The organism is Hymenobacter sp. B81 (assembly GCF_044628455.1).
Classification (GTDB): domain Bacteria; phylum Bacteroidota; class Bacteroidia; order Cytophagales; family Hymenobacteraceae; genus Solirubrum.
Window position 1 is genome coordinate 649,078 of record NZ_JBIYZW010000001.1, and the last position, 14,968, is coordinate 664,045.

Below are 14,968 nucleotides of genomic sequence, written 5' to 3' on the forward strand. Positions count from 1 at the left end.
TTAGGCTGTGTAGATGCGCAGGCCGCCGTTGCCGGGGCGCCGGCGGACGGGGCTGCAGGTAGAGGGAACGGTGCCGCGGTAGGCGCGCAAGGCCGCTTCGAGCAGGCCGCGCTCGATGCTGGCTTTGCCCTGGGCGTCGGCCTTGAGCTCGGCGCGCTGCTGGGTGCTTATTGGCGCGTGACCCACGTCGGAAATGGTTTCCAGCCCGTTTGGGGTGACGTGCACGCCGTGCATGCCCAGGAAGCGGCGGTAGGCCTCCAAGACCCAGACCGGTTTGATGTGGGTGACGAAGAGCTGCTCCAGTTTCGGAGACCAGTCTGCCCGCGCGGTGCGCAGCAGGGCCGCCTCAGCCGTGTTGAGCAACGGCGCCACGTCGTAGCGCCACGCGTCGCGGATGTAGGGGTCGAGCAGGTGGTCCCCGATGTTGGCCGAAAGCGTAGTGTACTCTGGAAAGTCGGCTTTGCTGATCAGGTAGCTCATGCGGTGCGGGGCTGGGGTTTGGGGTGCTCCTTCGGCCCGAGGTTGGCCAGGCTGCGGATTTCCTCGCTGGTCATTTCGTTGAGCACCTTCGTGGCCACCAGCGGCGACATGGAGTTGAGCGCCTGCAGCGTGAGCTGGGCCTCGGTGCTTTCGGGCTTCTCGGCGGCGGGCAGGCCCCCGAAAGCGCGGATTTCGTCGTCGGTCATCTTCGCGGCCACCGTCGGGTCGAGGTAGTCCACGGGGTTCAGCTCGAGCACCGTCAGGTCCACGCCCGGGAAGAAGGGCGCCAGCACGCGCAGAATGACCGCGCGGCGGGCCTGCACCGTCAGGTTAAAGAGCTTGATGAGGTTGACGATTTGCTGGTTGTTGCCCAGCACGCCGGCCACGGCTACGCCGATCAGCTCCGGCGGCACGCCCATGTGCCGGCACACCGACTGCACCAGGCGCAGGCGCATATCGGTCAGGCCCTTGCTGTTCGGCCCCTTGTCGAAAAACTTGAGGTCCGGCACCTCGTCTTCGGTATCCGCTACCGTGATGCCGACCGACGACTCCGTTTCGCTGCCTTTCAGGTCGCGCAGCATTTTGATGACGTTGGCCAGGTCGGCCGACGGCAGGAACGGCCGGTCGTTCTCTGTTTCGCCCTCGCCGGGCGTCCAGTCCGCATCGAGCTGTTCGGCGTACTTGGCGCCGATGAGCGTGAGCCAGGCATCCGGGAAGAAGCCGTTTTTGGCTTGCTTGAGGTCGAAGCGGCTGATGGCTGCGTCGTTCTCCAGGTCCTCCCGGCCGGCGTAGAAGCCTGGCACCGGGTACCAGCGCTGGCCAGCCCGCTCGTCAAAGGCATACACCAGGTGGCCCCAGTAGCCGCCGGCCTCGACCTCGGCCAGCACCTGCGCAGCTATTTCTTCCGGGGCGGCCAGCGGGTCGTGCACCAGGTACACCTGGTTTTCTTTCACCGGCATCTTGCCCTCGGCCAGGGCCTCGTTGAGGACGTAGCGCTGGCCGCACTCCGACACGCGCAGGCAGTCGGTTTCGGCGGCGTAGAACTCGGCCGGCTCGCCGCCCAGGTTGTAGCGCACGATCAGGCCCACGCCCAGCTGCATGCCGGCGTAGTCGCTGAACTGGGTGAGCAGGTCGTTGAGGGTTTGCAGCGGGTTGACCTTCAGGCGGGCCGTGGCCGGCTCGGCAAAGCCGCGGCCGGCGATGAACTGCTGCAGCCGCTCGCGGCAGGCGGCCCCCGTGGCCGAATCCATCAGCAGGCGCAGCACGTCCTGGGGCAGCAGGTTGTTGGGGCCCCAGTTGCGGACCTTGATTTTCACCCCGTCCTTGCCCGAGGGCTCGGCCACGGGCAGCAGGTCGGGGCGCCAGCCCACGCGGACGGCAGCAGTAGGGGTGGAAACGCGGCGCTTGGCCATGAGCGAGGGAGAATCAGCGACGGGAGGAGAAGAAAAAAGGCCGCCGCTCGCCGAGCAGCGGCCTTTTCAGGGCAGATGAGGCGGGGCCTAGTCGCGCTGGGCGTCGAGGTCGGCCTGCTTGGCGTCGTTGGCCTCGATGAGCTGGGCAATGGTCAGCTTCTCGTCGGGCTTTTCGCCGTGCAGCTCCTCGTAGCGGGCCTGGTAGTCGGCCTTCTTCAGCTTCGGGGCGCCGTCGCCGGCGGCCTCGGCCTCCGTTTTCTGGGGAATCGGCTTGCCGTCCTTCAGGAAGGCATGGCCGAAGCCGTTTTTGATGAAAAACTCGGCGTCGGCGTCGGTCAGCGTGGCGGCCGTGACGGCCTGGTCGTAGGCTTCGTGGACGAACGTTTCGTTTTCGAAGCCCGGGGCGAGGGAGTACTGGGTCTTGGACACGGTTTCGGGGTATAAATGGGCGGAAGCTTGGCGCACGTACGCCTGCACCACGGCGTTGTAATCGGAGTACTGGCACTGGCGGCAGCTGCCGGCGGCCGTGCCCGTGATGGCGCTGTAGAGCGCCGCCAGGCGAATCAGCCCGGCGGCGCTGCGCTTCTCGGCCAGCGGCTGACGGGTCCAGGCTTCGGCCCGGTCCAGCAGCTCCTGGGTGTAGGTGACGGCCACGGCCTATTCCTCCACCACGTCGGCCACCACCAGCGCGTCGAGGTAGGCGCGCGAGGATGCCAGCTGCGTGAGGCTGCCCGAGATGGGCGCTTCGAAGTACATGGGGAAGCCACCTTCTTTGCCGGTGAGCGTCACCTTCATGATTTCGTTGTCGTCGAGCAGCACCACGCCGGTGCCTTCCTCGCCGGTGCTGGTTTCCGTGCCGAACTCCTTGAAGTAGACGCGGATTTTGCCGTTGGCCAGCTCCTGAAACACGACCTTGCCGTCGCCCTTGAGGAACTCCTCCAGCGCGGTCAAATCGTTCTGGTTGGCGAAGCGGTACTCCTGAATGAGCGTCTGCTCGACTTCCGAGTTGCCGTTTTCGGCGGTGGTGAGCTTGCTGGCGCCCGAGCCCTTTTTGGGCCGGCCCACGCCCTTGATGCCCTTCTCGCCGGTTTTGAGGGTGAAGCCGGACAGCGCGCCCGTGGTGGCGTTGCGGGTTTCGGCGCCGGTGAACTGCGGCAGCTGGAAGGTCCAGCTGTTGCGATTCGTGCCGCCTTTCGAGCCGCAGTTGCGCGACGTGAGGTTTTTGCTGATGGCGTTGCAGATGTCAGACATGGTGCTTGCTTGAAATGGCCCCGGCCGGTAGCCCGGCCGGGGCGGGTTTCACGAATGATTGACCGCTGCCTTAGACCGCGAAAGCGACCAACACGTCGTAGGCGAAGCCGGCGCCGAGGCGGTGCAGCACGCGCCACCAGTTGATGCGGGTGCGGGCTTCGTACTTGAACTCGGCCGTGGTCATGTCCGACTCCAGGTCGGTGGCCCACACCAGGTTCTTGGGCAGCGTGTACAGGGCCAGGTGCGGCGACTGGGCGGGGAAGTCCGCCTTCATGTACTGCTCCCAGATTTTGAGCTGCTTGATCTCGATGCCGTCGTAGGTGACGGTCTTGGTCGCCTTGTCGTACTCGAGCTTCGACTTGTCCTCGGGGATGGCCGTCTGGGCGCGGTTTTTGGCGAAGCGGTACAGCGTCTTCGTCAGGTAGAAGGCCTTCTGGTCGTCGTCGGCGTCCTGCAGCTCGTCGCTGCCGTTGTCGTAGAGGTCGGCCAGCAGCTCCTCGATGGCAGCCGGGTCGGCCTCCAGGTCGGCCAGGACGATGTTGGGCGCCCGGTACAGGCCGTTGGCCGAGGTGCTGCCGGCCGTGGCGTTCTTGCTCAGCAGCTTCTTGCGCAGGCCGTCGGTCTGGTTGTAGTCGCGGCTGGCGTTGGCCTTGTCGCCCAGCATCCAGATGCGCAGCGCGTCGCGGTACACGACGGGCGTCACCTGGGCGTTGAGGGCCAGATCCAGCAGGTCGCCGAAAATGCCCTGCTCCTCCACCGTGAGGGCCACCGAGCCGCCTTCCAGGTAGGTGCGCACCAGCGCCTCGATCTGGGTGCCGGTCAAATCCGAGTCGGTGGCGTGGCCGGCGGCCAGCATGCCCTGCAGGATGGTGCCCTCGAAGGTTTCGGCGCAGTCCTCGTCCTGGGCCATGAGCTTATCGACCGACAGCTCGTTGGTGGTCCAGCTGGCGAGCTTGCCGGTGCCCACGAACTCGCCGCAGCCGGTGTCGCGCACGGTCACCTTGTCCTTGGCCAGCAGGCCGGCCAGGATGACGCCGGTTTTCACGTTTTCAATGACGCGGAAGCCCAGCTCCTCGAGCGTGGGAATCTTGCGGGCCGGCTGGGCCACGACGTGCACGGGCGGCCGGTAAGCGGGGGTATTCTCAAAAAACGGCATAAGGGCGTAGGGAGAAAAAGGCGGGGAATAGGAACCGGGCGGGGGCGCTTAGAGCGTGCTGTGGTGGGACGCTTTGGGCTTGGGCTTGGGCTTGACCTTGGCGTCGGGGGACTGCGCGCCGCGGGCCAGGGGCCGGGGCGTGGGCGGCACCACTTTTTTGAAGGAGGCCTCCATCTCGTCCAGACGCTTGGTCACCGGGGCCAAGGCCGCCGTGATGGCCGCCGTGAGGGCAGCGGTGCTGGCAGCAGGCTCCTGCTCGGTGCCCTGCGCCTCGGCTTCGGCATCCTCGATGGCGGTAACGATGCCGCTGGCCACGCTGATGACGCGGCCGTCGGCGGCGTCGTAGTCGCCGTCGCCGGTGGCTTCGGTCAGAGCCTCGTCGTTGAACACGGCCACGTCCACGGCCAGCGCGCCGTCGTGGTACAGCAGGGCGCCGTTGTCGAGCTCGGTATTTTGGAGTTCGGCCGTGGGGGCCTCCAGGCCGTCCAGCTGGACGCTCACCCCCAATTGCTTGGCGAGGTTGGCGACGAGCTGCTGGTTGGCGCTCAAGGCCGCCGGCTTGGCAGGGGCGGCGGGTTTGGCCGCGGCAGGCTTCTTGCCGGCGGCAGCCGTAATCGGCTTGGCTACTTTGGTCATAGGACGCAGGGAAGGGGCCGCCGGGTGGGCGGCCGATGTGGCTTTGGGGGAAGGCTTGGGGCGAGCTGTCAAGGCGTAAGAGGCGGCCCGGGCGGCGGCCATCGGCACGCGGCGGCGCCGGGCGGTAATCATCGCAGCAGCGGCCGTGGGGGTGGTGGCGGCCGGCAGCGGATTGACCGTGCTGCACAGCCCCGCGGCCTGGGCCTGCGTGGCGGTGAACCAGGTGTCTTTCGACATCCACTGGGTTACCGTCTCGGGCGTTTGCCCGGTGCGCGCCACCATGAAGTCGAGCAGCAATTGGTTGGCGTTGTCCAGCTGATCCGCGGCCGCGCGCAGGTCTTTCGACGTTTCCGCTCCAACGCCGCCGTTGAAGCTGGCTGCGTGAAACATCAACTGGGCCGTGTAGTCCATCTCGGGGGCCACATCCGCCGCCAGAGCCAGCGGAACCGCCATGCTGGCCGCGTAGCCGCTCACATGGGAGCGGATGGGCAGGTTCAGCGCCCGCAGGTTGTTGATGATGTTGAACCCCTCCAACGCCGAACCGCCGTCACAGGCGCCGATGCGCAGCAGGATCGAGTCGGCCTTTTCGCCCATCGCTTCGGCCCACCACAACTGCATGTCGATATCGGCCCAGGTGATGCCTTCCACCCACTTGCAGTCGAGCCAATCCATGTGGGATTCGCCGATGTAGGAAGGGACGTTGATAACGAGCTCGGGCATATGCGGCCACGCCGATTGGGGGCGTGTGCAACAAAGGAGGGCCCGCAAATGCCCTGGCTTCAACTTCTTGTAGGAAATTGCTCTGGTATTACTCTAACGCGATATGCCGCAGATTCACCTGAACCCCACCCCCTCCACGGCCGACGCCATCCGCCAGAAGGCGGCCCGGGCTGGCGTGTCGGTCAACGCCTTCCTGGCCCCCTTCCTCAACGCCATTGCGGACGGGAGCCTGACGATGGTCGTGCACTTCCCGCCGCCCAGTCAGCAGAAGTCCTAGTGGTCAAGCTCATCTCTCAGAACAACAGCCATTTCGTCAGGAGCCGAGCACAGGCGCGCCACCATTACTGCCAGAACCGACAGAGCTTCCCGGACCTTATGTCTGGGTTTGGCTCGCTGGATTCATATAAAGTAAAAATTATTCATTTGGATATAATAGGGCATATTATGTGAGGAATGGCCGTGTGCAGCCGGTTTACATCCCCGGCTCTCCACAACTCATGGCTTACTTTACCAAAGCCGATTTGCGACTCCAGTACAACTGGAAAGCCAAACAAGAGGGGGACAACCCCCAGATTACCGGGTTTCCCGACCGGGTCCTGCTGGACCGCACGGAAGGCTACGAGGTGCTCGCCTTCATCAATCGGTTCGCTGAGAGCCGCGCCTGGCGACCCGATAACGGCGCCGCTGGACACAAGCTGGAGCGAATGATCCGCGAACATCCGGGGCATATCCGCAGCCACAAAAACGTGGAAGATTGGGTTATGGCCAACTGGAGCCGGTTCTAGCAAGGACAGCAAAAAGCCCCGGCCAGCAGGTCGGGGCTTTTTGTTGCGCATTGCGCGCTAAAGTTGTACAGAGGTTTCGCTATATACGTGCAGCACGCCAGCAGCATCCCTGTATTGCTTGGCGGCGTTGTTGAAGTCGGCCGCGGTGACGGTGAGCGTTTTTTGCTGATTGTCGGTGGTCGTGATAACCGCAGTGAGTTTGTCATTGCCCGTGGGCCGAACAACCCCGGTTGTGCCCACATTATCGTAAGAGAGCACCACATACACAAGTTTCCCCGTGTGCCGGTCATCGTTGATAACGAGGCCCCGGGTGGACTCAAATGCGGATGAGCTCAGGGTTGCCGCGCTGGCGTTGGTTACCGAGCCTGCTCGCAAAGAAATGGAAGCCATCGAGGCTTCATTGCCAGTTCGTGTCCCTTCGATAGTAATTCGGTTTTTGGTTGGTGGCTGAGGGGTCGTAACGGCGGCGGGGTCATCTTTCTTATCGTCGCAGCTGCCCAGCAGCAACAACGCTCCAACCGAGAGAGTGTACAGAAGGCTTTTCATGGGGAGATAGTTAAACCGGGCGGCAATGTATTGATTCCTTGCCACTCGCCTAATCCCTGCTTAGCGCCTCCGTGTACTTCACCTTCTCCATTGAAGTCATTACCTCCTGGGTCTTGGTGTAGATGTTCACCTTCCCCAGCGATTGGGCCAGCCGGTCGTAGTCCAGGCCGATGGGGTGCCCGCTGAGCGAATCGCGCACAAAGGCGGATTGCGTGACCCCGCCCAGCGCCATGTGGCGCGAGAACCCCGAAAACGGGCGCCCGCCGCCCATCACGTTCAAGATGCTGGCCAGGGGCCTGAGCAGGGGGCTGTCGTACACGCCCTTCGCCAAAATGATTTCCCGCCCTTCCATCTCGCCCAAGTGCGCACCGGACTTGTGCCAGAGCTGCACCCCGCCCTGGGCATGGGCGGGGCCCATCACCACCCCGCCCTCTGCGGGAATGCCCCCGAGCGCGAACTTGTTGCCCGACGGCTGCGACAGCAGGGCCTTGATGGGCGCCGTGGCGGCTGTCGTGGCCGCGATGATCAGCGCGGCCCGCACCGCACCCGAGGCCCCGAAGGTGGTAACCGAGTCGGGGCGCGAGAAGGAGTCGGTGAGAATCTTGATCTGGGCAGCCAGAATCGCCTTTTCGACGCTCTCCACGAGCACGAGGATGGCCTTACGAGCGAAATCGTCTAGGGCCTGGCCGGCGTTGTTCACCGAGTCGGCAAAGAACTGCCCTACCAACTGCGCCAGCTCGGCCGTAATGGCGGCGCGCTGTTGCGCCGCGTCTCGCTCTTTATCCGTCAGCCGGTCCAGGTTGGCAATCTTCAGGTCCGTGAGATGCTGGTCGAGCTCAGCCGTGTCACGGCCGAAGCGCACGGCCAGCTCGCGCTGGGCCACCAGGGCGGCGCGCTGCTGCTCGTAGAGCGTGCCCTGGTACTGCTGCTCGGTAATCAGGCCTGTGGCCCGGGCCTCTTCCAGGGCATTGCGCTCCTGCTGGTAGTAGGCACGCACCCCGCGGAGCCGGTCCTGGTACACCAGCTCTTCCTGCTGCTGGCCGGCCCGGGCGTTGATGACGCGCTCCTGGCTGGCCCGCTCCTCGGCGCTGGCCCGCTCGTCGATGGCGGCTATCTGCTGTTGCCGTTGCCGTTCGATGGCATCCCGCTGCAGCTGCAACTCCTGGGCCGAACCCCGCTCGACGAAGGCCATGCGGGCGGCGATGTTGTTGACCTCGATTTGCAGGGCGGCGGCCGCCCGCCCCCGCACGTTGTCGAGGGTGAGCTTGGTTTCCTCGGCCGCTGCGCGCGCGTTGATCAGGCGCACCTGACCGATGGTGAGGTCCTTGGCCGCCAGCTCGAGGCGGCGCTGGGTGTCGAGCTTGCGGCGCAGCAGGTTCAGCTCCTCGTCGGAGTTGCGCGCCACCGACTGTAGTTCTAGGTCCAGCTGGCCCAACCGCGCTTGCAGTTCCGCCTGGCGGAAGCCCTGCCGCACTTCGCTGATTTGCTGTTCCGCCTGGGTGACAATGAGCCGGCGCTGGTTGGCCGTCAGCCCCTGCGCCGCCAGCTGCGCGTCCCGCTCGGCCCGGATCACGCCGATGCGGGCGTTGAGTTCGGCCTGGCTGCCCTTCTCGGCCAGCAGGGCCAGCCGCTCGTAGTACGCCTTGCTGTCGGCCAGGCTGCGCTCGGTGGCCTGCTGGCGCAGCTCGTTGAGCTTGTTGTTGAGTTCAATCTGCCGCGTCAGGCTGCCTTCCTCCAACTCCGCCAGCTTGATGCGCTCCTCGGCCAAGGCGTCGTTGTCGGCTGTCATCTGGTTGGTGAGCGTGGCCTCGCGCTCCATGTTGGCCACCCGGTCGCGCTGGGCTTGCAGCTGCGCCGCAACACTGCGCTGCTCCAAGGCAAAGGCCTCGCGCGTCGCCTCTAAGCGCTCGGCCGTCGACTTGGTCACGTCTTCGGCCACCAGCTTCAGGGCCTCAATGTCCTTCTTGGCCTGGGCCCGCTCCACGTTGATGCGCCGCTCCTCGTCGCGGATGCGCTGGAACTCGCGGGCAATGTCCTCCCCGGCTGCCGCGGCGTCCAGGAGTTCGGTGCGCAAGGCCTTCGCTTTCGCGGTGGCGTCGGTGATGCCGGTGCCGAGTTGAACAAATCCATCCCGAAGCTGGGTCAGGTCCCCGTTTTGCACCGCCTCCAGCAGCACGCCCAGGGCCTGAAACCGCACAATCACCTGGTCGACCAGCAGCTGGCCGAAATCCCGGACGGCTTGGCCCGGGTTCTCGAACACCTGGGCCAGGGCCTTGCCCAGCGGGGCGATTTTATCCGCCAGCACCCCGAAGACGACGGACACGGCTTTGGTCTTGCGCTCGACAAAGTCGGCCCCTTCCTGTGTGCGCGTGAACCAAGCGTACAGCGCCGTGAGCCCCGCAATGATGGCGAAGATAGGCACCGCCAGCATGGCCACGCGCACCCCGCTCAAGCCCTTGGTGGCCGTGTCGAAGCCCCCCTTGGCGCTGGTCCAGGCATCCTTCAGCCCGCTGATGCGGCCGCCGAACGCACCGGTGGTATCGTCCAGCTCGGCCAGCCGGTCCGATACCTTCTTGGTCTCAACGGGCACCTCCTGAATATCCTTTTCCAGCTTGCCGATCTGAAACCCGATTTTTTTGAACGACTCCGAGGCTTGCTCGCCCGACTCCACCAAGCGGCTCTGGGCCTGCGCCAACTGCACGAGTTCGGCCGTGGCGGGCTGGATTTGGCGGGCATAGTTCTCAATGTCCTTCGACGCCTCGTTGTACGACTTACCGGCTTGCGCCGCGGCCCGCTGCGCCGCCGTCATAAACCCGACCTGCCGGTCCTGGTTTGCGGCCAACTCTTTGGAGCCGGCCGCCAGGTTCTTTTCCTCCTCGCGCAGCTTGACCAGCTCGCGCACAAAGTCCTCCATCTGCCCCTTGGGGTAGTTGCCGATGTTGCGGTAGTGTTGATCGAGACTGGTCGAATCGAGCTCTTTCAAATTTCCACGAAGCTCCCGGATGACAGCGCTGAGCGCCTTCGTCTCTTCGGTGCTGTCGGTGGAGGAATCGGCCAGGCCGCGGAACTGGCGCTGCGCGAGCGTGAGCTGGTTTTGCACTTGGTCGTAACTTCCAGCCACGCCGTTTACGCTGGCGCGGTAGAGCTCCAGGTTTTTGGTGTGGGCCGTTTGCTCGACGGTTTGCGCCTTCAGTTGCTGGCGCAGCGCGACGGCTTGCTTGGCGTACTCCTCGTCGGTGACCTTGCCCTTGGCCCGGGCCACGTTCAGGTCGCCCTGCGCGGTGCGGGTTTTTTCAATCTCCAGCACCAGCGCTTGCAGCCGCTCCTGCGTTTTTGCTTCGTCCAGCTGGACTCTTAAGATTACGGTCTCGTCGGCCATAGGGCTAGTAGAATTCAGAAATGAAATGCTCAGTCTCGTCGAACTCGCGGCCCAGCTCGGGCTGGCCGGTGGGCGCCAGCAGGAAGCTGGGGTGCAGGCGCAACAGCTCCACTTCCACGCTGCGGGTCGGGGTGTATTCTAAAATTCGCCTCACGGCGAAGTACGCCCCTAACGAAGCATCCCAGATGGGAAAACTCGGGTCGAACGTGGCAATATCCAGCGGGCTCAGGCGGTACCGCTCTTTGAGGGCCCGGGTGTCGGCGAGCATGGCCCGCAGGCCAGCCCAGGCCTCGGGCAGCACGTAGCGTCCGGCATCGAGGGAAACGGCCTCCGACTCCAGGTCGAAATAGCTGGTGGGCATGGCCACGTCGCGCCGGGTGTTGAACCGGGCCAGCGCCGCCACCCACTTCTGCTGCTCGGCCGAGTCGGGGTCGGCCTGTGGGTTGTCTCCCGGGTCCGGCCCGCCGCGCAGCCCCACAGCCAGCGTGGTGCCGTGGCGCAGCACCAACCGCGGCTTGGCCGTCACATTCTCGTAGGCCGGCTCGGCAAAGGGGTCGTCGGTTTCGCGCACGCGCCAGCGGGCAATGCGCAGCAAGCCCGCCGCCGAAGGGGACGGCTCGGAGGCGGCGAAGGGCAGCTTTACCATCTCGTACTCGCGCGGCAGGGTGGCGTCGTCGATGAGCAGCACGCCGTCGCCGTAGCCCTCGGTCACGGTATCATCCTCGGCGTAGCGGAAGAAGTTGCGCTGGCCGAAGTTGCCCACGCGGTAACTCACCTCACGGGGCATGCCCAGGGGCGCATCGGGCTGGTCGCGCTTGCCGGTCCAGTCGCGGGCCCGGGCCACGTTGTCGAGTGGAGCCCGCGACGGGTACAGGCGCAGGTGGTCGTCGTAGAGGTCGGTGGCCACGGTCAGCCCGCCGAGCTGCACCACCGTTTTAAATAGGTCCAATAATTTTATATCTGGAAGCCAGTCCTGGAGGCGCACCTCGGCGCCGGGCGGCAGGGCTTCGTCGACGGTCACGGTGAAGCGGTCTACCGGTACGGTGGTAGCGCTGGAGCCGAAACCATTGCTAAATGCTGCGTCTCTGAACAATCGCCAGCCCCAACGGGTCCCGGTAAACACCAGGGGATCTTCGCCGCGCAGCACCACTTTGGCGGTGAGCACGTCGCCGGCTTGCAGCAGCAGGCCCTGCACCGCAGCGCGTGCCGAGAAGGGTGCCGCATCGCGCCCCACAATGACCTTCTCTCCTCCGACAACTTCCTGGTCGTTGACGAGCAAGTACACCTGCGCGGAGGCCTTCGCGTAGCTTACGGTTAGCTCAACGGCGCAGCGGGCCTCGGCTGTGACGTACACCGTGCGGTCAGCCGTGTAGCTGAAGGTGGCCGGGTCGTACACCCCGGGCACCGAGGGCACCACGGGCGGCATGTTGCCGATGTCGCGCGTGAAGTCGTCGAAAGGAATCTGCCGGGTGACCGTGTTGCGGTTGGCGCTGGGCTGCCCGCTGCCGTCCTCGTGCCCGGGGCCTAGGCCCACGCGCAATGCTCGGGCCTCGCGGAAATCCTCGGCAAAGGTGCCCTGCTCCGCGGCCGGCACGGCCAGGCGGTCGAGCAGTGCGCTCTGCCAGGGCTCGGCCGTAAAGCCGGCATCGGCCAGTAGCTGCTCCCAGAGCAGCCGCGCCGACAGCGTCGGGTACAGGTCGGTAAAGGGCGTGGCCGCTGGCGTGACGGGCTTGCCACGGTCGAAGAGCTCGTAGCCCCAGCCGTGGGCAGCCCAGTGCGCCGCGGTAGCGCGCTGGGCCACGTTGTCGAGGGTCCAGAGGTGGTCGAAGCGCGAGAAGTCCAGCTCGCGCAGGGTCTTTTCGCCCAGGGCCTCCACCAGCCGCTTGTTGCCGGCCACCAACTGCACCTGGTACCGCCCACCCGAGTAGCCTTTCAGGTACAGCCGGGCCCGCGGCATGATTTCCACGCCGTCGGCCTTGAGCATGACCCCGGGCAGCGAGCGGTAGGGCACCCGGGCCGTCTCGCTGTCGTAGGCGGCGTGGCCCAGCACCTGGTGGTTCCGGGCCGTGCTGGGCAAGGAGGCTTCGTGGGTGTAGTCAGACTGAATTTTGTCCGGCTCGCACAAATCGGAAACTTGGAAAGTGGGCAGGAGAAGGGCCTGCTCATCGAGGTCCAGCTCCACACCGGTGACGAATAGCTGATTGTTCATAGCACCTTGACGAATTGCGTGTAGCCCTCGTGGCCGGGCATGTAGGGCATGAAACCCAGGCGCTCGTAGAGCCGCCGGGCGCCGTGGTTGTCTTGGTGCACCGAGAGGCCCACCGTGCGCTTGCCCAGTTCGCGCAGCACAGCAAATGCCTGGTCCAGCAGGGCACTGCCGAGCCCCTGCCCCCGGGCGGCCTCTTCCACAAACACCGATAGGATGTAGCCGTCGGGGTCGATGCGCAGCACCCCGCGCACACCGTTGGGCCCGTGGGCCAGCAGGTAGATGGTGGTGTCGGCGTCCACCACGGAATGGAGTCGTTGGATCATTGCCCTTGCACGGGTTGGCTGATGGCTTCGGAGAAGCTGATGGTGAATTCGTAGCGGCGGCGCCCCTCGCGGTAGGCCGGAACGCTCCCGGAACCGAGCACGATGGGCACCCAGGGGCCCAGCGGGTCGGGCTGGTACCAGGCCTGCGGGGCGCGGCGCAGGGTGCGCAGGCCCTCCAGCAAGGCCCGCTGGCTGAACACGCCCGACGTGGCGGCCACGGCCCGGAGCGACTCGGCGCGGCTGCTGTAGCGCCGTTCCCCGGTGCCGCCCTCGCGGTAGAGCTGGCCCTCGCCGATGGCGTCGCCGTGCTCGGGCCGGCCGGTGAACAGCCAGTAGCTGATGCCGCCGGCGGGGTTGAGCCAGGCCACCGGCAGCGGATAGCGGGCGCAGGGCAGCCACACTTCGCGGAAAGCGGACTCCTCGTCGGCCTCGGCCGGCCCGGTGCTCAGGATGCCGATGCGGCCGGTGGCGTCCTCGGCCATGAAGCTGGCCAGGTAGTCGAAGCCGGGCCAGCGGGGGATGACGGTACCGAACGGCGTGAGCGGCAGGGCCTGCAGGCGCAGTTGTTCCATGTCTACCTCGTCGAGGGCGCTGTTGAGGGCGTAGCCGTGTGCGATGCGCGTGTCGCCCACGAACAGACCGAAGCCGACGTAGAGGTCGGCCGCGTGCGCGGTAGGGCTGTTGAGGTCGAGCCGGCGGGCGCCGCCCACGCCCGGGGCGCCGAGCAGCGGCCGCAGATACGGCGCCAGGTCGAACGTGGCCACGCCGGTGGGGCTCACGGTCGCCCGCACGTCGCACACGTACGCCAGGGGCCGCTCGGCGGCCAGCGGGTGCCCGTCGGCGAAGCCCGCCCAGAGCGAGGCCGTCACGTAGGCCGGGGCCGGCTCCTCGACGGACGGGGTAAAGCGCACCGGCACGCCGCCGCGGGCCCACACGCCCACCCAGCGCGGGGCGTAGCGGCAGAGGGCGTTGTCGGGCTCGGTGACGTTGGGGTCGTAGTTGGTGGCGCTCGGGTCGTCGCAGCCCACCACGGCGGCCGTGTAGGCCGGCACGGTGACGGGCACCTCCACGATCTGGGGAATCAGGGAGTTATCAGTGGCACGCACCGTATAGGTACCCGGGGCCAGGCCGGCGAAGCTCACCGGCTGCGTGGCCACGCCCGGCTGGGTGTCGCCGGTTTCCACCACCAGCACCGTCAGCGGGGCCAGGCCCCCGCCGGGCGTGGCCGTGATGCTGCCGCCGCCCTGGGCCGTGGTCGGTGCTACGCCCTGGGCGGTGAGGGTCAGCTCATCGGGCAGGGTAAAGCCGCAGAGGGGCGAATACGCCTCGCGCAGCACCGCCGCATAGGGCTCGTCGAGCTGCGCCGTGAGGGTGACGCGGGTGTAGTCGGGCGACTCGCAGAAGGCCGTGAGGTAGGCGTCGGCCGCTCGGCCGCGCTCGGCCTCGGGCAGCGGGTCAGCATACGGCGCCGTGAGGGGCGTGGTGTAGTCGGCCACCTGCTGCCCGATGGGCTGGGCCGCGTCGTAGTAAATCTCGTGGAGCACGCCCTGGGCGTCCGTGAACGAATCCACCAGCACGCCCGGGTGCGGGCTGCCAGCGGGTACCACCAAATCCTTGAACGTTTCGCAGTCGGCCGCATCCTTCACCCACACGCGCACCGTGGCGCCAGCCGTCAGGTTCGCGTACTCCGTGCGGCCGGCCTGGTAGCCCTGGTTATTCAGCCGCGACGACCACGGCCCGTGCGACGTCGTGGGCGTGATGGTGAGCGTGGTACCGGCGAACTGGTGGGTAAAGGCCAGGTCGCAGCTGCCGGCGTAGTGGCCCGCTTCGATGGTTTCCACGCCGTAGGGAGCAAAGGCGTCGCTGGTGACCGTGACGCGGTCGTTGCCACGGCGGTACTGACGCATCGTGGTGCCCGGCTCGTAGGTGCGCGCTGGCGTGCCCTCCGGGGGCAGGTCCGGGCCGAGCGGGGCCACCTGCACGGCCGTGACGGTGCCGGTGGCGTCGTCGTAGCGCACCTCCAGGGTGCAGTTGTCGAAGGTGAGTGTGTCGAGGGTCAGCGTGGCCATAG

At 66.2% G+C, this 14,968-nt stretch carries 13 protein-coding genes; 2 read left to right on the top strand and 11 right to left on the bottom strand.

All coding sequences use genetic code 11. The features are described from left to right. The 6 genes from ACE191_RS02810 to ACE191_RS02835 all read right to left on the bottom strand — a co-directional run bounded on the left by ACE191_RS02810 (position 1) and on the right by ACE191_RS02835 (position 5,655). The gene (locus ACE191_RS02810; protein WP_400190664.1) at positions 1-480 is read right to left on the bottom strand and encodes a hypothetical protein; all 480 of its coding nucleotides are present in this window, start codon (positions 478-480) and stop codon (positions 1-3) included. After that, complete coding sequence (locus ACE191_RS02815) at positions 477-1,892, bottom strand: hypothetical protein (RefSeq protein ID WP_400190665.1); 1,416 nt, start codon at positions 1,890-1,892, stop codon at positions 477-479. Before ACE191_RS02815 ends, ACE191_RS02810 begins: the two co-directional genes overlap by 4 nt. 87 nt (positions 1,893-1,979) lie before the next feature. Continuing rightward, a complete protein-coding gene (locus tag ACE191_RS02820) occupies positions 1,980-2,546 on the bottom strand; it encodes a hypothetical protein (RefSeq protein WP_400190666.1) in 567 nt (188 codons plus the stop codon). 3 nt (positions 2,547-2,549) lie between these two features. Continuing rightward, entirely contained in the window at positions 2,550-3,143 is a 594-nt protein-coding gene (locus ACE191_RS02825; protein ID WP_400190667.1) for a hypothetical protein, read from the bottom strand. Between the two features lie 70 nt (positions 3,144-3,213). Then, positions 3,214-4,299 carry a hypothetical protein gene (locus ACE191_RS02830; RefSeq protein WP_400190668.1) on the bottom strand — a complete coding sequence of 362 codons (1,086 nt, stop codon included), beginning with the start codon at positions 4,297-4,299 and terminating at the stop codon, positions 3,214-3,216. A 48-nt stretch (positions 4,300-4,347) separates the two neighbouring features. After that, positions 4,348-5,655: an ATP-dependent Clp protease proteolytic subunit gene (locus ACE191_RS02835; protein WP_400190669.1), complete on the bottom strand. Its 1,308-nt coding sequence runs from the start codon at positions 5,653-5,655 to the stop codon at positions 4,348-4,350. A 103-nt stretch (positions 5,656-5,758) separates the two neighbouring features. Here ACE191_RS02835 and ACE191_RS02840 point away from each other — a divergent pair, with 103 nt between their 5' ends. Next, positions 5,759-5,932, top strand: coding sequence for a hypothetical protein (locus ACE191_RS02840; protein ID WP_400190670.1), 174 nt, complete (start codon positions 5,759-5,761; stop codon positions 5,930-5,932). Positions 5,933-6,152: 220 nt separating this feature from the next. After that, complete coding sequence (locus ACE191_RS02845; protein ID WP_400190671.1) at positions 6,153-6,440, top strand: hypothetical protein; 288 nt, start codon at positions 6,153-6,155, stop codon at positions 6,438-6,440. A gap of 57 nt (positions 6,441-6,497) precedes the next feature. On the opposite strand, the gene ACE191_RS02850 is transcribed toward ACE191_RS02845, so the two are convergent. Genes ACE191_RS02850 through ACE191_RS02870 form a run of 5 tightly spaced genes read right to left on the bottom strand, consistent with a single transcriptional unit; the run spans position 6,498 to position 14,966 of the window. Further along, positions 6,498-6,986 (bottom strand): hypothetical protein, encoded by a 489-nt coding sequence (locus ACE191_RS02850; RefSeq protein WP_400190672.1) that lies wholly within the window; start codon positions 6,984-6,986, stop codon positions 6,498-6,500. A gap of 49 nt (positions 6,987-7,035) precedes the next feature. Beyond that, the gene (locus ACE191_RS02855; RefSeq protein WP_400190673.1) at positions 7,036-10,365 is read right to left on the bottom strand and encodes a hypothetical protein; all 3,330 of its coding nucleotides are present in this window, start codon (positions 10,363-10,365) and stop codon (positions 7,036-7,038) included. 4 nt (positions 10,366-10,369) lie between these two features. Beyond that, positions 10,370-12,574 carry a hypothetical protein gene (locus tag ACE191_RS02860; RefSeq protein WP_400190674.1) on the bottom strand — a complete coding sequence of 735 codons (2,205 nt, stop codon included), beginning with the start codon at positions 12,572-12,574 and terminating at the stop codon, positions 10,370-10,372. Continuing rightward, on the bottom strand, positions 12,571-12,897 hold the full coding sequence (locus ACE191_RS02865) for a GNAT family N-acetyltransferase (RefSeq protein ID WP_400190675.1): 327 nt from the start codon (positions 12,895-12,897) through the stop codon (positions 12,571-12,573). Before ACE191_RS02865 ends, ACE191_RS02860 begins: the two co-directional genes overlap by 4 nt. Beyond that, positions 12,894-14,966 carry a hypothetical protein gene (locus ACE191_RS02870; protein ID WP_400190676.1) on the bottom strand — a complete coding sequence of 691 codons (2,073 nt, stop codon included), beginning with the start codon at positions 14,964-14,966 and terminating at the stop codon, positions 12,894-12,896. The genes ACE191_RS02865 and ACE191_RS02870 overlap by 4 nt, the downstream gene beginning before the upstream one ends. Between the last annotated feature and the right edge of the window lie 2 nt (positions 14,967-14,968).

What these genes read in the sequence shown, in the direction of transcription:
- ACE191_RS02810 (WP_400190664.1), bottom strand. Translation starts at nt 480, where the DNA reads ATGAGCTACCTGATCAGCAAAGCCGACTTTCCAGAGTACACTACGCTT.
- ACE191_RS02815 (WP_400190665.1), bottom strand. Translation starts at nt 1,892, where the DNA reads ATGGCCAAGCGCCGCGTTTCCACCCCTACTGCTGCCGTCCGCGTGGGC.
- ACE191_RS02825 (WP_400190667.1), bottom strand. Translation starts at nt 3,143, where the DNA reads ATGTCTGACATCTGCAACGCCATCAGCAAAAACCTCACGTCGCGCAAC.
- ACE191_RS02830 (WP_400190668.1), bottom strand. Translation starts at nt 4,299, where the DNA reads ATGCCGTTTTTTGAGAATACCCCCGCTTACCGGCCGCCCGTGCACGTC.
- ACE191_RS02835 (WP_400190669.1), bottom strand. Translation starts at nt 5,655, where the DNA reads ATGCCCGAGCTCGTTATCAACGTCCCTTCCTACATCGGCGAATCCCAC.
- ACE191_RS02840 (WP_400190670.1), top strand. Translation starts at nt 5,759, where the DNA reads ATGCCGCAGATTCACCTGAACCCCACCCCCTCCACGGCCGACGCCATC.
- ACE191_RS02845 (WP_400190671.1), top strand. Translation starts at nt 6,153, where the DNA reads ATGGCTTACTTTACCAAAGCCGATTTGCGACTCCAGTACAACTGGAAA.
- ACE191_RS02850 (WP_400190672.1), bottom strand. Translation starts at nt 6,986, where the DNA reads ATGAAAAGCCTTCTGTACACTCTCTCGGTTGGAGCGTTGTTGCTGCTG.
- ACE191_RS02855 (WP_400190673.1), bottom strand. Translation starts at nt 10,365, where the DNA reads ATGGCCGACGAGACCGTAATCTTAAGAGTCCAGCTGGACGAAGCAAAA.
- ACE191_RS02860 (WP_400190674.1), bottom strand. Translation starts at nt 12,574, where the DNA reads ATGAACAATCAGCTATTCGTCACCGGTGTGGAGCTGGACCTCGATGAG.
- ACE191_RS02865 (WP_400190675.1), bottom strand. Translation starts at nt 12,897, where the DNA reads ATGATCCAACGACTCCATTCCGTGGTGGACGCCGACACCACCATCTAC.
- ACE191_RS02870 (WP_400190676.1), bottom strand. Translation starts at nt 14,966, where the DNA reads ATGGCCACGCTGACCCTCGACACACTCACCTTCGACAACTGCACCCTG.